The 14599-nt window shown below is 37.9% G+C and carries 17 protein-coding genes; 3 read left to right on the top strand and 14 right to left on the bottom strand.

What is annotated here, in order from left to right; genetic code table 11:
- Nucleotides 1–2 precede the first annotated feature (2 nt).
- Genes HII17_RS08175 through HII17_RS08165 form a run of 3 tightly spaced genes read left to right on the top strand, consistent with a single transcriptional unit; the run spans nucleotide 3 to nucleotide 4114 of the window.
- Nucleotides 3–3071: an efflux RND transporter permease subunit gene (locus HII17_RS08175; RefSeq protein ID WP_169074841.1), complete on the top strand. Its 3069-nt coding sequence runs from the start codon at nucleotides 3–5 to the stop codon at nucleotides 3069–3071.
- On the top strand, nucleotides 3064–3378 hold the full coding sequence (locus tag HII17_RS08170) for a DUF3240 family protein (protein WP_169074840.1): 315 nt from the start codon (nucleotides 3064–3066) through the stop codon (nucleotides 3376–3378). Before HII17_RS08175 ends, HII17_RS08170 begins: the two co-directional genes overlap by 8 nt.
- 22 nt (nucleotides 3379–3400) lie before the next feature.
- Nucleotides 3401–4114, top strand: coding sequence for a cytochrome b/b6 domain-containing protein (locus HII17_RS08165; RefSeq protein WP_169074839.1), 714 nt, complete (start codon nucleotides 3401–3403; stop codon nucleotides 4112–4114).
- Between the two features lie 42 nt (nucleotides 4115–4156).
- On the opposite strand, the gene HII17_RS08160 is transcribed toward HII17_RS08165, so the two are convergent.
- From HII17_RS08160 to HII17_RS08095, 14 genes are all read right to left on the bottom strand, one after another.
- Entirely contained in the window at nucleotides 4157–4768 is a 612-nt protein-coding gene (locus HII17_RS08160) for a LysE family translocator (RefSeq protein WP_169074838.1), read from the bottom strand.
- A 106-nt stretch (nucleotides 4769–4874) separates the two neighbouring features.
- Nucleotides 4875–5243, bottom strand: a complete 369-nt coding sequence (locus HII17_RS08155) for a PH domain-containing protein (RefSeq protein ID WP_169074837.1) — start codon at nucleotides 5241–5243, stop codon at nucleotides 4875–4877.
- Between the two features lie 78 nt (nucleotides 5244–5321).
- The gene (locus HII17_RS08150; RefSeq protein ID WP_169074836.1) at nucleotides 5322–5669 is read right to left on the bottom strand and encodes a DoxX family protein; all 348 of its coding nucleotides are present in this window, start codon (nucleotides 5667–5669) and stop codon (nucleotides 5322–5324) included.
- Nucleotides 5670–5790: 121 nt separating this feature from the next.
- The gene (locus HII17_RS08145; RefSeq protein ID WP_235938673.1) at nucleotides 5791–6180 is read right to left on the bottom strand and encodes a Fis family transcriptional regulator; all 390 of its coding nucleotides are present in this window, start codon (nucleotides 6178–6180) and stop codon (nucleotides 5791–5793) included.
- Between the two features lie 23 nt (nucleotides 6181–6203).
- On the bottom strand, nucleotides 6204–6560 hold the full coding sequence (locus tag HII17_RS08140) for a DUF1428 domain-containing protein (protein WP_169074835.1): 357 nt from the start codon (nucleotides 6558–6560) through the stop codon (nucleotides 6204–6206).
- A 42-nt stretch (nucleotides 6561–6602) separates the two neighbouring features.
- Nucleotides 6603–6959 carry a nuclear transport factor 2 family protein gene (locus tag HII17_RS08135; protein ID WP_169074834.1) on the bottom strand — a complete coding sequence of 119 codons (357 nt, stop codon included), beginning with the start codon at nucleotides 6957–6959 and terminating at the stop codon, nucleotides 6603–6605.
- Nucleotides 6960–7065: 106 nt separating this feature from the next.
- Nucleotides 7066–8157, bottom strand: a complete 1092-nt coding sequence (locus HII17_RS08130) for a serine hydrolase domain-containing protein (RefSeq protein ID WP_169074833.1) — start codon at nucleotides 8155–8157, stop codon at nucleotides 7066–7068.
- Between the two features lie 121 nt (nucleotides 8158–8278).
- Nucleotides 8279–8746 (bottom strand): GNAT family N-acetyltransferase, encoded by a 468-nt coding sequence (locus HII17_RS08125; protein WP_169074832.1) that lies wholly within the window; start codon nucleotides 8744–8746, stop codon nucleotides 8279–8281.
- A 149-nt stretch (nucleotides 8747–8895) separates the two neighbouring features.
- Nucleotides 8896–9390: a chloramphenicol phosphotransferase CPT family protein gene (locus HII17_RS08120; protein ID WP_169074831.1), complete on the bottom strand. Its 495-nt coding sequence runs from the start codon at nucleotides 9388–9390 to the stop codon at nucleotides 8896–8898.
- 127 nt (nucleotides 9391–9517) lie between these two features.
- A complete protein-coding gene (locus tag HII17_RS08115; RefSeq protein ID WP_169074830.1) occupies nucleotides 9518–9967 on the bottom strand; it encodes a GNAT family N-acetyltransferase in 450 nt (149 codons plus the stop codon).
- 111 nt (nucleotides 9968–10078) lie between these two features.
- Entirely contained in the window at nucleotides 10079–10486 is a 408-nt protein-coding gene (locus tag HII17_RS08110) for a hypothetical protein (protein WP_169074829.1), read from the bottom strand.
- Between the two features lie 110 nt (nucleotides 10487–10596).
- A complete protein-coding gene (locus HII17_RS18960; protein WP_211185283.1) occupies nucleotides 10597–11142 on the bottom strand; it encodes a hypothetical protein in 546 nt (181 codons plus the stop codon).
- A 97-nt stretch (nucleotides 11143–11239) separates the two neighbouring features.
- Nucleotides 11240–11698, bottom strand: coding sequence for an Imm26 family immunity protein (locus HII17_RS08100; protein WP_169074828.1), 459 nt, complete (start codon nucleotides 11696–11698; stop codon nucleotides 11240–11242).
- Nucleotides 11699–12059: 361 nt separating this feature from the next.
- Nucleotides 12060–14585, bottom strand: a complete 2526-nt coding sequence (locus tag HII17_RS08095) for a glycoside hydrolase family 3 C-terminal domain-containing protein (protein WP_169074827.1) — start codon at nucleotides 14583–14585, stop codon at nucleotides 12060–12062.
- Nucleotides 14586–14599: the final 14 nt, after the last annotated feature.

Genomic DNA, 14599 nt, shown 5'->3' with positions numbered 1-14599 from the left:
TTTTGCTAGCAACAATCATTCGTTTTTCATTAGTTCAGCGTGCTTTTACAGTTATTGTCGCAATACTGATTATCGCAATGGGCACAAATGCTTGGTTTAAAATAAGCATAGATGCCTTTCCTGACATTTCGCCAACGCAAGTAAAAATAATACTAAAAGCGCCAGGCATGACAACCACAGAAATCGAAGCGCAAGTCACCCGAATTATAGAAACTGAACTGCTCGGTATCCCCTCTCAAGAAACACTTCGTTCAACGACTAAATATGCCATTACAGATATTACAATCGACTTTAACGAAGGTACTGATATTTATTGGGCAAGACAACAAGTTAACGAACGTTTAATGAACATTTGGCCTAGACTACCAAACAATATTACCGGCGGTATAGCGCCAATGAGCACGCCGCTTAGTGAAATGTTCATGTTTACTGTAGATAACCCTAACTTAAGCCTACAACAACGTCGAGAAATTCTCGATTGGCAAATCAGGCCATTATTAAGAACCGTGCCTGGTGTAGCTGATGTAAACAGTTTAGGTGGTTTTGTAAAAACCTATGAGATAGCGCCCGACGTTTTAAAAATGCAACGTTTAGATATTTCCTTTAGCGATATCAATCATGCCATTTTAGAAAATAACCTCAATGGCGGCATTGGTCGTATTAACAAAGGAAATGACAATATTATTGTAAGAACACAAGGAAGGTTTGAACACCAAAGTGATATTGAAAACCTGATAGTCAAAACGTCAGAGCACTACAACATTAAACTGTCAGACGTCGCAATCATTCAACAGGGTCATTTAACTCGTTACGGAGCTGTGTCACATAATGGCACAGAAGCAGTGCAGGGTTTAGTTATTGCGTTAAAAAATAGTAATACCGCAAATGTCGTCAACAAAGTAAAAACAAAGCTTGAACATATTCAGCCGACCTTACCTGAAGGCACAACTATCAATGTGTTTTATGACCGCGCTAATTTAATAAAAACTGCCATTGGCACGATATCAAACGCCTTAGTCCAAGCTGTTATTCTTGTCATTATTTTGTTAGCACTATTCCTTGGCAATATCAGAGCAGCTCTCGTGGTCTCACTTTCATTACCTTTAGCTGCTTTAACAACCTTTATCTTAATGAGTTACTTCGGTTTGTCAGCAAATTTAATGAGCCTTGGAGGGCTAGTAATTGCTATTGGTATGTTAGTCGACTCATCTGTCGTGGTGGTTGAAAATACAGTAAATAGACTCTCCGAAAATCAACAACTACCAAAATTACATACAATTTACCGAGCATCTAAAGAAGTAGCTATTCCCACCGTTTCCGGCACCTTGATTGTCGTTATTGTTTTTTCACCTTTGCTTACCTTGGCGGGCCTTGAAGGTAAGTTATTCACACCTGTCGCATTAACCATTGTTTTCGCGATGCTATCAGCATTAGTTTTATCATTAACAGTGATTCCTGTATGTGCTTCATTTTTACTAAGACAACAAAATGAAACAACACCTAAGCTAATTCAGCTACTTCAGCGTGGCTATCAGTACTCATTAGAAAAGTCTTCAAACGTTCCAATGGTTGTTATTTCATTAGCCCTTGTGGCACTTATTAGCAGTGGAATTTTATTTACTAAAATTGGCAAAAGCTTTATGCCTACATTAGATGAAGGCGACGTAATTGTTCAGTTAGAAAAATCACCAAGTATTACTCTCCAAGCTTCACTAGAAATAGACAAACAGGTAGAACTTGCCCTTTTAGAGAGAATTCCAGAAGTCGTGCAAATAGTGGCTCGAACAGGTTCAGATGAACTAGGATTAGATCCAATGGGACTAAACGAAACTGACGTATTTATGGAGCTATTACCCCCTGAGCAATGGCGATTTAGTACAAAACAAGAGTTAATTGAAGCAATTCGTCAAGTAATAGCAGACTACCCAGGCATGAACATCAACTTTACCCAACCTATCCAAATGCGCATATCAGAAATGTTAACAGGGAGTACTGGTGACGTTTCAATAAAAGTTTTTGGTGATAATGTCTCAGAGCTCGCAAAACTGGCTGAAAATATTGCTACACAAACAAGCCAAGTTTCAGGTAGTAAAGATATACAGTCAGCGCTTATTGAAGGTGGAAAATTCATTAGCATCGAGTTAAAACCGGCTATTGCCAATAAGTACGGCATGACGACTCGTCACTTAACTGACTACTTAATTAATCAACTAGAAGGTCGTTCAATTTCTGAGATTATCGAAGTAAACAAATTCACGCCGATTAGGATGGCGACTAGCGCAACCTCAGAAGCTGAGCAATTGACTTCAATTAATGAATTGGCTAATTACAAAGTCTTAATGCCCGACAATACATTGCTTCCCTTGTCTGTTATCGCCACACTTCAAGTAAGAGAAGAACCGTTATTAATAGAGCGAGAAACCGGAAAACGATTCGTTTCAATCAGTACTAATGTAGAAAATCGTGATGTTGTTGGTTTTGTAGAAGAGTTAAAAACTAAAATCAACCAAGAAGTTAAATTGCCTAACGGCTATACCGTTAGTTTTGGCGGTGAATTTGAAAACCAGCAACGGGCAATGGCAAATTTAATGATAGTTATACCTGTAGCCCTAATGCTAATTTTCATAATTTTATTTACAACCTTTCGTTCAATTTCTCTTTCAGGTCTGATCGTTGCCAATATCCCTTTTGCATTAATGGGCGGCGTATTCGCGCTTTATATTAGCGAACAATATTTATCTATTCCTGCATCTGTCGGTTTTATTGCTTTGCTCGGTGTAGCCGTACTTAACGGTATTGTAATGGTAAGTTATTTCGAACAAAACAAATTGAAATATCCAGATATTGGTACGAGAGTAAATATTGGTGCGGTAAGGCGTTTACGTCCTGTTTTAATGACCGCGACCACAGCCATGTTTGGTTTAATGCCATTAGTATTTGCTACTGGTCCTGGCGCTGAAATTCAACAGCCATTGGCAATAGTAGTGATTGGCGGCTTAGTAAGTTCCACCATTACAACTTTATATCTATTACCCATTTTTTATCGCTATATGGAGAGTCGGAATGTCTGATCATCAAGTAAAGTTCACACTAATTACTCCCAATGAGCTAAAAGATGACATTATCGACTGTTTAATGAAATTTGATCTCATTTCAGGGTTCAATTTAAGCACCATTAATGGGTTTAGCAAAGAACACCATTGCTTTAACATTGAAGAACAAGTTCAAGGTTTTAAGCAACTTAGTCAGTTCGACATAATTATTGCTGAAATTGATAAACAAGCTTTAATCAATGAGTTATCAAAAGTTACCCGAGCAAATAAATTAAAGTATTGGGTAGTACCACTTAATGAAAGCGCTCATTTAAACGAGAAATAAAACTTATTTCAACGAGGTTGCTATGGATACAGAAAGAAAACAAATTTATGTATGGAGCAGAAAAATTAGGTTTTTTCATTGGCTGAATGTTATTGCCATTACTTTGTTAGTAGCTATTGGCGTGATTATTCTTAATAGTAAAACTTTCGGTATAAGTACCGACGGGAAAATTCTATTAAAAACCTTACATGTATTTGTCGGCTATGTGTTTGCATTAAATTTATTTATTCGTATTTTATTTGGCTTTATTGGTACCACTTATGAAAAATGGAGCAAAACATTACCATTTAATAAAAAATTTGCACGTGAATTACGCGAGTTTATACAAAACAAACAGCCCACTTATAAAGGACATAACCCATTAGGAAAATTAATGGTTTTAGCGTTGATGACATTAATGCTGGTGCAAACAGTTTCTGGACTAGTGATAGCGGGAACAGATATATATTATCCACCACTAGGACGCTACTTCGCGGAAAGTGTTGCCATTGATAAAAACAAACTAGAAGACGTTAAGCCTTATTCTAAAGTAAACATTGATGAAAGTGCATATAAAGCGATGAGAGAAGTAAGAAAGCCGTTTATAACTGCTCATATATACGCTTTTTATGGATTGATTTTCCTAATACCGCTACATATTTTTGGGGTAATAATTGCTGAGCGTCGAGAACGAAGTGCTCTAGTTTCTTCAATGATTAATGGTTATAAGTATCTGCCTGTGGATACAAAAGATTAGCAATGATATTTAAGGATGTTGACTTTAAATAAGCATTTAGAGTCAACTGATCTGCTGCACAACTTCCTTAACTACAGGGATAACTGACAACACTAATAAAGCTGACATTGTATAGTTAAAGATCATTCTACTTTTAGCGCTATTTAGCGCATTTTTTAGCAATGAGCCAAATAATAGCCAAACACCCACGCATGGAAATGATACGGCAAAAAAAGTTGTCGATATCATAACAATCTGACTGTAAAAGTTAGTACCTGCAGTAGTGAAAGCTGCGACAGCACCAGTTGCAACCACCCACGCCTTGCCATTTACCCATTGAAACAACGCGCCTTTTAAAAACGTAAACGGCTGATGTTGTTCATTAGATTCAAGATTTCCAGCAGAGCGTGCTATGAGATAAGCGAGATATAATAAGTACAAAACACCAATACACTTTATGATGAAATGCAAAAAAGGAAACAAATCAAATAACTGGGAAAATCCTACCCCGACAAGCAACAGCATTAACGTGAAACCAACGCAAATGCCAGCCAGCAATGGTAAGCTTCTTTTAACGCCAAAGTTTAATCCTGAAGTCATCACCATAATATTATTTGGACCAGGCGTCACAGAAGACGACACGGCAAATAAAACCACAGCTAAAAGATATTCCATCTAGTTATCCTTACTATATTACGTCATTCCTATGACATGGTGTCGACTTAAACATTAGTCAAGCTGATGTTAATCAGTTTTTGGCGTTGTTAAAGAAGATGCGTTTTTACAGTAAATAACCAGAAATAATTTTTGAAATTTCAAGCATTGAAGATTCACCGGTAAACTCGAACTTTACTTTTCCTAGCGCAGAAAAATATATCTCTAATTCGGAGTCAAGATCGAACGTGCCAGACGTTTCTATAGAATAGGCTACGATATTTTTATAAGGCAACGAGGTGAAATCTTTCTTACTACCCGTAATCCCTTGTACGTTTACCGCGATTATTCTCTTACTAGTAAATACTACGCCATCACGCATTGTTTTATATGAATCGACAATATGTTCATCATCGATAAGTAAGTCTCTTACTTTTTCTGCAAAATCTGAATTCTGTTTAAGTTTGAAAAAACCTTTATTATTAAAATCGATCATCGAATATCCTTTTATGACTATCCCTGACTAACGGGTAGCTATTTATGAACTTAAAATAATGTAGTGTAATGCAGCTAATTACCCTGCTGATTTAACACTATTAGATTGCCAAAGCACGAATACCGCTAACACAATGGGTAACAGAGACGTCAATGCAAAGACATAATTACCATCTAAGATAATAAGTACAGTAGAAATACAAAATCCCACTATGATAATGGCCGCGCCCCACTTTATCGTTTTTGGTATCGCGAATAAAACACCACCGATTATCTGAATAACCCCATATATCATAATAAGCATTGCATTAAATCCAAAGCTGTTTAGAAACTGAACTTCTTCTGGCACAGCCATTACCTTAGCAACACCAGCAGCAATGCTTAGCAACGCGATGAGCAAAGTCAGGATCAATTTCACAATTTTCATATATCCTCTCTCCTTTCACTAAATACGTTTTAAATACTAAATTAATTGTGGGATATTAATTATAAAGCCACCTGAACTATCAATTTCAACATTTCATTAATAGTTGAAAAAGAACAGCTAGTTAGCCTAACCTGCGGGCCCAATTACCTTCGTGTTGATAGGTACAATTTTCTTCTGTGTCATAGCTTATATGTTTGCTAGCACTTTTCACATTGATACCAATGCGCGTAAACTCCTGTGCTACTAGCGATACAAGTAACTGATTTTTAGTGGATTGCCAATAACTATCTAGATGTTCATTGGTATCAAACACACACACAACTTTTAGACTTTGTGGAAAATTAGCGTAATTAACAATATGCGTGAGCCATTGAAACCCTTCTATATTCTTTAATGCGAGTTCACAAACATCGGTTAACGCTATGCGGAGTTTGTTGTCAATTTTCTTATCAGATTTACGCATAATTTCCTTAATAATTCTCATTGCCTCTAGCTGCAATAAAATGCTCATTAACTTAACTTTTTGTTAGCAATTTAACTAACGGATTTAAAGCCTCCGTAGGCCATTCTTTCTGCATTAAAGCCAGCTTCAGAGAATTCATGCAAATCCTTCATTCTAGGGTCTGCTGCGACTTTTTTGTTGGCCAAGTCTCGTGTTTCACGAGATTCAAATACGACCCAGCCAAACACTATAATTTCATTTTCTTTTGCTGCTATTGCGTCAGTGAACGAACGAGTCCCGGCTAGCTCCATGTCATCACCAACAAATTCTAGGTAGTCTAATGCGCCGTGTTCCTTCCATATGTCTGCTACTTTTTCAGATAGTCGTTTATATTCGTTAAGATGTTCGATAGCAATTGGAAAAACGAATCCATCAATATAATTAGACATACTCTCTCCGGTTAGTTGTGCTTTATAACTAAAAGCATGTTATTACTCTGGAATAGGTAAATTATGCGCTTTTAAAAAGCTTAACTTATCCCAATAGCCACGTTGAAAAACAATTAGGTCATTTTCTATTTTAAAGAAACCACAGCCTCTTAAACCAATTGGATCTTTCCATTCTAAAATTGCCCAATTACCGTCTTGGAAAATATTCTCAGTAATACAAACCATCTCGGCATTTGCAAACTCTTCAGCAAACATATTGCGAATCGCAGCTTTACCTTCAACAGGCTCATTTGCTACTTGGTGATTTATCGCCTCTTCAGAATAGAGCTTCGCTATTTTATCCGCATCACCTTCATTAAAGGCTTTTACCCATAATTCCACTAACTCTTTAGGCTTCATAAAAACTCCAATAGTTAAAATAAATCCCCTAACCTAGGGCTAACAAGTACTAGTTAAAAATTTGAGGAAAAGCAACATTCAACCGTTACGTACCCTCTTTAAACGCCTAATGTTGATTTTTATACCACCTCAACACCGTAGCAAAGTATTTTTCATAAAACGCTATCCAATCGGTTTCTGTGTTACCGACAAAGCCTATCGTTAAATCGTACTCAGGAAAATAATATGAAAGTGACAGAAATCCATTTACTACTCCACCACCATTAAGTGCTTTTTCACCTTCTACTTCGCTCCACTCAATGCCTAGCGCTTCTGGGGCGTTCTCGCCCGAGTTTAACTTACATGGAGTCTGCATAAGCTGTTTAGTTTTTGCAGATACTAATTTCCCCTTTGCGACAAGAGAAAACCATTTGTTGTAATCGCTAAGGGTGCCACCAAGTGCGCCAGCGCCACCCACTACTCTATACTCTATGAGTTCTTCCTGAGGAATAGCTTGCAAATTTCCATTTTTACTTTGAAATCCGTCAGAGAAGTTAGGAATGTGAAACGTATCCCCTAAATAATACGTTTTTTGCAAATTATGCGGCTTAATTAAATGTTCTCGCGTGTAATCTCCTAAAGTCATCCCTGTTACATCTTCAATAATCCAACCTAAAATTAAATAGCCGGTATTATTGTATTCATACTTGTTATTAGGCACGGGGTTAATAACACTGGAATTAATTCGATCCAACAGCTCTTTTTTAGAAAGCGCCTTTTCCCAGTGATAATCTAAAAACTCCCCTTCACCAAAAACATTGGGTAACCCTGAAGTGTGACAAAGCAAGTCCTTTATTTTCACTTTATTGCCATATTTAATATTGTTGCGTAAATAGCGACCGAACGGCGCGTTTATGTCTATTTTTTGTTGTTCGGAAAGCTGGTGAATAAAGTTTGCAGTGACAACTTTCATATTTGAACCCAGCGCCACTACTGTGTTCATTGTGAATGGATGAGTTCTTTCAATATCTGTATGACCGAATGATAGGTTAAATAGCTCTTTACCTCCTTGTTGCGCGGCAACTGACAAACCCACATATCCACTTTCACTAATAAACTGATTAGCAATCAATGAAAGCTCTTTTTCTAAATTAGACTTTGAAAATACAAAACCGCTATTCAACATTAATGAAACAAATAGCCAACATCTAAATCTCATTAAAACTCCAAAAATAAACACCCACATTAGGACTGGTTAATAGTTTGCGAAATTGTCTAGAACGCAACAATGAATTAAGCTTCGGCAATATCGTCTTTAATCGCCTGTAATATGTAAAACACTATATTGGTTTTATCATATGCACAGTTTCAGGTTTAAACCCTATATTTTGGTAGAAGCTATTCGCTTTTTTATTGTTGGCAAAAACCTCTAGGTGTAACAACCGACATCCTAATTGTTTAGCCCAGTTTTCAGCATGACTGATAAGTTGCTTGCCAATACCTAACCCTTGCGATTTAGGGGATACAGCAAGAAGCGGTATTGTTCCACAAGTTTCTTCTGAAATACTGTCCTTGTGGGTACGAACATGGATAAAGCCTAATGGAACTTGATTAGCTTCAGCAATAAATGTACAACATGGTTGAGATGTTTCAGCCAGCATCTGTGAAATATAATCATTTTGCATTTTTTGAATAACGTCTTCGGTATGCCACGCTAACTGAGCAACTTCAGCTAGATAAGGTGATAACTCAAATATAAACGGATGATCACTTTCTTGCGCGTTTCTAATGACAACTAATTTTTCCATAACATATTTAACCTTTTCCAAACCTAAATGGCATGTTACGCCCCATTAACAGGCTAAACATTGATTGCGTTATTATTGTAAAGTGAAGCGAAACATAACCAACCACTACTTGTTGTTTGGTCGCAATAAAACAGCATATAAAATGCCATTTACGATAAATTATTTATTATCTTTTGTGCGCAATTTTCAAGAGATTGCTCAAACGTATTAACAGTTAAGTCGTACTTAACCCCTACATGAATACTGTCAAATTGAGATTTAGCTAGACCAATAGCACGATTGCCGCGAACTAACTCTCGATTTTCTAATTCTGATAATGGACACTCAACTTTTACGATTTTCACATCGAACCCTTTAAGCTCTTCAGTTATTTCGAAATATGTTTTCTGACCACAAAATACTATATCCAAAATAACATTGTGACCTGTTTCTGCTAACGCTTTTATCGACTTTGCAATAGCCAACTTCATATTCGGAAAGTTTTTAGAACCAGCGGGGACTCCAATAGGTGTCATATCCCAAAAGGCATCCAAAGCGCAATGTAAGTATACCTCTGAGCACTTTGCCTGTATTTCTTTAGCTAGCGTGGTTTTACCAGAACTTGACGTTCCATTTAGCACAACTATTCTTCCAAACCTTTTCACGCCGTCACTGCTCCTAAAGCTAATTACAGTTTGCACATCCCCCCGCAAAGAGGTGAAAATGCTTGGATATACTGTACACATAAAAGAATCTGAGCTAAGCCTAAGCAATTTGCATTAACACAGCCTGTTATGCCTCGACTTTTCGAGTGTAGTGATCAAAAGCGGTTACTTTATTATAACCACTACTTTCGTATAAAGACTTTGCTGTATCGTTATCTATGGCTGTCGCTAGCTTTAATTGACCAAAACCATTGGTTAATGCGAAGTCATATGCCGCATCGAGTAACGCTTTACCAGTACCTGATTTACGTTGTTCAGATAAGACAAACAAATCGTTTAAATAAAGCATTGGTTTCATGGCCACAGATAAAAATGCAGGATAAAGCTGAGTAAAACCAATAGGTGTATTATCATCGGATAAAGCCAAAAAGATTATAGAATCTTTCAACGCTAATCTATTTGCAATGAATTCTTTAGAAGCCGTTAAGTCCGGTGCCTGTTTATAAAACTGCCTATACAGGTCGAACAGCTCTGCCACCGAATCTAAATTGTTAATTTCCGCTTGGATAATGTTCACAAACCTTCCTTATTAGATATGACGCCCCATTCAGGGGCTGATAATAGTTTGCTAAAATGTGAAGAATGAATATGAGCTAAGCTTTGGACGTCTATTTACTTAATGCGCTTGTTATGTTTTGGTTGGCACAAAAACAGCGAACCATTGATTTTTATTTTTTGGTGTTAGTTTCGAATACCAAAGTCCGTTGGTACTCTTGCGAGCATCAACGAGTTCAACTTCAGAATTTTGAAAGTAGTAAACATCTTGGTTAGGTGTCGAAGTAACAAGCCCTCTATTCGTAATTTTGAAGTTGGCAGAAGAGCAAATAGCCTTTATTTGTCCTTCATTCATTCTGAAATATACCGAGCCTTCATTATTCGGCATATTCAATGATATTCCAGCAACATTACTGGTAGCTAATTCGTGCAACTCGTTAGCTACATCCAAGCATTTGTGGTTTGATGTATAACTGCTATTGGAACTGCACCCTTGTATAATGCCTAACATTGCATAAAAACAACAAAAATATAATTTCATCTCAACTCCTTTTGAAACCTAACGCCTTGCCAATGGGCGCATAAATGCTTGGCTAAAATTAGCGACGAAGGAGCGCAAGCCAAGTGTTTTGCGTCCTTTTAAGTTACTTGTTAGTTACCATTTCCACGGAACACGGCAATTCTTTGTTTTGCCATGTTCAATGAATTACCTTCCCACATATCTACTTTGCTACCTTCCGCAAAATAATTATCCAGAAAGTTCCGGGCAAAATGCCAAGGGTGGTAATTCCAGCCGTTCTGTTTTGCATTGGCTGAATTACGAATCCATAAATCCCATATTGCCACTTCTATTGTGCTTGATAATTTAAGTTGTTTTTTAACAAAAGCTTTCCAATCACCATTAGTTGACTCGAAAAAACTTGGGTGTTTCCGATTAAACTCTTGAAGTGCAACTTCTGTTTCATTCGGCATTTTTTCCAATACGTTAATGATATAGAGTTCGAAAAAGTAGTCTAAAGGCTGTTCTGCCTGATAATGAGGAGCCAAAGTGCTCATCACATCATCATATGACTTTGGGTATTCAGGCATTGTAGGCGGAATATATTGTTCTTCGTTCAATTGACTTCCCTTTTCAATGGCTTCAACACTAAAGCCAGTAAGTGCAAAGGCTAAAAATAATACTCGCAGATTTAGCATATGCTTCCTTTTTAACTAATGTCTGACTAATGTGCGCATAAATGCTTGGCTAAACTTTAGCGAGGAACGAACGACAAGCCAACTGTTATGTGCCCCGTTAGTTAATGCCCTTGTTATCGTAATGCCTTCGCGCTACTCCAGAAAGCAATAACGCTTGATAATAGCTTGGGTTATACATTTCATCCCACTCTCTTAGTCCGTAAAAAGCAGCTAAAAATGAAGTGATATTTGCTGAACCAACCACTGAAGCTCCAATCCAACCATTATCTTCAGTCTCTCGATAAGGTAAGAAAGTATATTCAATTTGATTCGGTAAATTATCTATTCTCTTCCATTTTCCTGAATTGAATAGCTCTCTAGATACAAACTGACAGCTTATCGGAATATCGAATCGTAATTCGGCATCAATTATTGAACTAACTCGACAATCAAAAAACACACATGTGATGCTGTTCAATACTTCTTTTTGTTCTTCAACAATTTGCCCAAGTACAAATGAACCATCCTCTATAGGAACCCAGAATACATCACCTACTTTGATTTTTTGACGAGGCATGAGCTTCCTTGCGTATAACGCTTATTATCGAGCATTTAGTATAAAGTCTTGCGCGCACATTTACGCGAAGACAAATTTACATTGCTAGATAGTTGATTTAAATAGATTAAAATTCCATTTTCTACGTGTAGATTCATTGTCCCTCCATGAACAAAGCAAGAATTCTTATATCGAGTATTATTTTTATTCTATTAAATATAATTTGGCGAAATTTTTCCACTAAAAATTAATTACTTAAATATCAGATAGCTAACGAAGTGAAGCAAAACGAAAAGAGGAGGAGTAACGTGAAATACAATGTTTATTTTGTATTTCACTATGATACAGAAACAGCTTAGAGAGTAGCTAAAGTACCGCTCCCTTAATTAAGCGTAAAACGTGCGACTTGCCTGATATCTTTATGTGAAGCGCCAAGGTGTACAATAAATTGCCCTCGTTCAGCTAGCCAATCATTATTTCCTGTATGCCAAAACGACAAATCACGCAATGTAAGGTCAATACTCACCAGTTTAGTTTCGCCTGGTAACAGGTACACTTTTTTAAAGCCTTTTAGCTCTTTGATTGGCCTTTGGACACTGGCTTCAACGTCTTGTAGATATAATTGAACCACTTCACTTCCCGCTTTTTTACCTGTATTCGTTACTGGTAACGTAACCGTGAAGGGTTTGTTTTTTGTAAAGTTCTGAGCGGAAAGCTGCGCTTTACCATAGCTAAACTGAGTATACGACAGGCCGTGGCCGAATGGGAAAAGTGGGGAAAGGCTCTGCTTTTCTAACCATCGATGACCAATAAATACCCCTTCGCTGTATTTAGACGTTTGAGCGTTGTAGTCATTTAACATTATCGGGGCGGTTTGCGCTAAGTTTTTTGGCAATACAATCGGCATTTTCCCGCTAGGATTCACATCACCGAATAATACATTGGCAAAAGCATTACCCGCTTCCATGCCACCATACCAGCCCCACACAATCGCTTTTGCTTGCTCTGCCCATGGCATTTCAACCGCGGAGCCTGCAACAAGCAATATCACGGTATTAGGGTTGGTCTTTAATAGTTTGGCTATCACCTCATCTTGATTACCTGGTAGTTTCATGTCGCTGCGATCAATCGCTTCGCGATCGTCTGCATGCGTTAAGCCACCAACATAAATTACCGCATCGGCTTCTTTGGCTGCAGCTAAATAGATAGATTCTTCAGTAAATAACGCGTTAGGTGTTTGCAGGCCAATAGTAAAATGCTCTTTTCCAACATAGCTCAAGCTAACCTGATATTGCTTACCAACCGTTAAAGCTTGCTGATACTCAACAACATCGCCATTGGCTAACTGCTCATGCAACACTTGTTTGCCATTTACAGATAGTGTTAATTGCCCATCACCAATCACTTTAAATATATGTTTACCGGTATCTTTAGGCGATATACTTGCTGACATTTCAATATACTGTTCAACTGTATTGTCACTTGCCTTATATTGGCAGTTTACTATCCAATTTTCTTCTACAAGCTGAGTATTAGTCGCATCAGCGTAACGTTTAAATGTCCAAGCAGGTGTCCCTGTCCAATGGCGACTTGAAATGTAGTCAGCGGCTATTGGCATAACACCAGCCGATTTAGCACGCATAACATTAATCGAAGTAGCGTTACCGAGTTTATTGTTTAATCCTTGTAATGGCGTTATTTCATAAGGCGTTTTAACCTCAGACGAGCCTCCGCCTAAACCATGAATTTTGTCGGCATTTGGCCCAAGCACTAAGACACTCTTAACCGAATTGCTTAGCGGTAAAACATTGTCGGTATTTTTCAATAAAACAACGCCTGCTTCGGCAATTTTGCGAGCATTAAGTTGATGTGTTTTGGTGTTACGTTGACCTTGTTTACGGTTTTTATCAAATAACCCAACACGGTACATTAAGCGCAGTACCCTACTGACTTTATCGTCTAGAACATGCTCTGGAATTTTACCGGCTTTAATTTGGTTAAGTAATGGCTTAGCAAAATAGTAATCATCATAACTTTTTGCTTCCGTTCCCATTTCCAAATCTAAGCCATTCATCGCTGCGTCATAAGTATTAATATCGACGTTCCAGTCAGTTAATAGCACACCATCAAACCCCCACTCTTGTTTGAGGATTTCTTTAACTAAGTGTTTAGACTGGTTAGCATTGGTGCCAAAATATTCATTGTATGCGCCCATAATTGAATAAACGCCACCTTGCTTTACCGCTGCTTCAAATGCGGGCAAGTATACTTCGCGTAATGTGCGTTCATCTGGCATCGCGTTAACACCAATACGATTAAGCTCTTGGGTATTCAAGGCATAATGTTTAGCGTTAGCAGCAACATCGTGAGACTGAATGGCTTTAACTACCGGTACCACCAAAGACGCAGCCAAAAAAGGATCTTCTCCCATATACTCGAAGTTGCGACCATAAAGAGGCAATCGCGCCAAATTAACTCCGGGCCCTAAAATTATATCTTTTTGTCTATCTCGTGCTTCGGCGCCTAATACATGGCCATGTAGGCTGGCCATTTCTGGATCCCAACTTGCAGCGACACTCGTTAAGTGCGGCAGGTAAGTAGAATAGTCATTATCCCAACCGGCAGGTGACCAACTATCACGCTCTATTTGATATCTTACGCCGTGTGGCCCATCAGACAACCAAAGTTCCGGTATACCAAGACGAGGGATCGCATTCACATGAAACTTCCCACTGGCATGCACCATAGATATTTTTTCTGCCAAAGTCATTTTCGCTATGAGTTGTTGAACTTTACGCTCTACTACTTCGTCATTTCGTTTCTCAGGGCTTGCAAACGACTGAGCCACTAACCCCAAAAGGCCGCAAAAAATCGCAAATAGTCGAAAAACTTTAGGTTTATTGTTCATATTAAATCCAGTCT

Source organism: Thalassotalea algicola (assembly GCF_012932965.1).
In the GTDB taxonomy this organism is placed as follows: domain Bacteria; phylum Pseudomonadota; class Gammaproteobacteria; order Enterobacterales; family Alteromonadaceae; genus Thalassotalea_F; species Thalassotalea_F algicola.
The sequence above is the reverse complement of the archived record's forward strand: the minus strand, read 5'-3'. Positions and strand labels throughout refer to the sequence as shown.

What these genes read in the sequence shown, in the direction of transcription:
- HII17_RS18960 (WP_211185283.1), bottom strand. Translation starts at nt 11,142, where the DNA reads ATGCTAAATCTGCGAGTATTATTTTTAGCCTTTGCACTTACTGGCTTT.
- HII17_RS08110 (WP_169074829.1), bottom strand. Translation starts at nt 10,486, where the DNA reads ATGAAATTATATTTTTGTTGTTTTTATGCAATGTTAGGCATTATACAA.
- HII17_RS08160 (WP_169074838.1), bottom strand. Translation starts at nt 4,768, where the DNA reads ATGGAATATCTTTTAGCTGTGGTTTTATTTGCCGTGTCGTCTTCTGTG.
- HII17_RS08145 (WP_235938673.1), bottom strand. Translation starts at nt 6,180, where the DNA reads ATGAGCATTTTATTGCAGCTAGAGGCAATGAGAATTATTAAGGAAATT.
- HII17_RS08150 (WP_169074836.1), bottom strand. Translation starts at nt 5,669, where the DNA reads ATGAAAATTGTGAAATTGATCCTGACTTTGCTCATCGCGTTGCTAAGC.
- HII17_RS08095 (WP_169074827.1), bottom strand. Translation starts at nt 14,585, where the DNA reads ATGAACAATAAACCTAAAGTTTTTCGACTATTTGCGATTTTTTGCGGC.
- HII17_RS08170 (WP_169074840.1), top strand. Translation starts at nt 3,064, where the DNA reads ATGTCTGATCATCAAGTAAAGTTCACACTAATTACTCCCAATGAGCTA.
- HII17_RS08130 (WP_169074833.1), bottom strand. Translation starts at nt 8,157, where the DNA reads ATGAGATTTAGATGTTGGCTATTTGTTTCATTAATGTTGAATAGCGGT.
- HII17_RS08125 (WP_169074832.1), bottom strand. Translation starts at nt 8,746, where the DNA reads ATGGAAAAATTAGTTGTCATTAGAAACGCGCAAGAAAGTGATCATCCG.
- HII17_RS08140 (WP_169074835.1), bottom strand. Translation starts at nt 6,560, where the DNA reads ATGTCTAATTATATTGATGGATTCGTTTTTCCAATTGCTATCGAACAT.
- HII17_RS08155 (WP_169074837.1), bottom strand. Translation starts at nt 5,243, where the DNA reads ATGATCGATTTTAATAATAAAGGTTTTTTCAAACTTAAACAGAATTCA.
- HII17_RS08165 (WP_169074839.1), top strand. Translation starts at nt 3,401, where the DNA reads ATGGATACAGAAAGAAAACAAATTTATGTATGGAGCAGAAAAATTAGG.
- HII17_RS08100 (WP_169074828.1), bottom strand. Translation starts at nt 11,698, where the DNA reads ATGCCTCGTCAAAAAATCAAAGTAGGTGATGTATTCTGGGTTCCTATA.
- HII17_RS08135 (WP_169074834.1), bottom strand. Translation starts at nt 6,959, where the DNA reads ATGAAGCCTAAAGAGTTAGTGGAATTATGGGTAAAAGCCTTTAATGAA.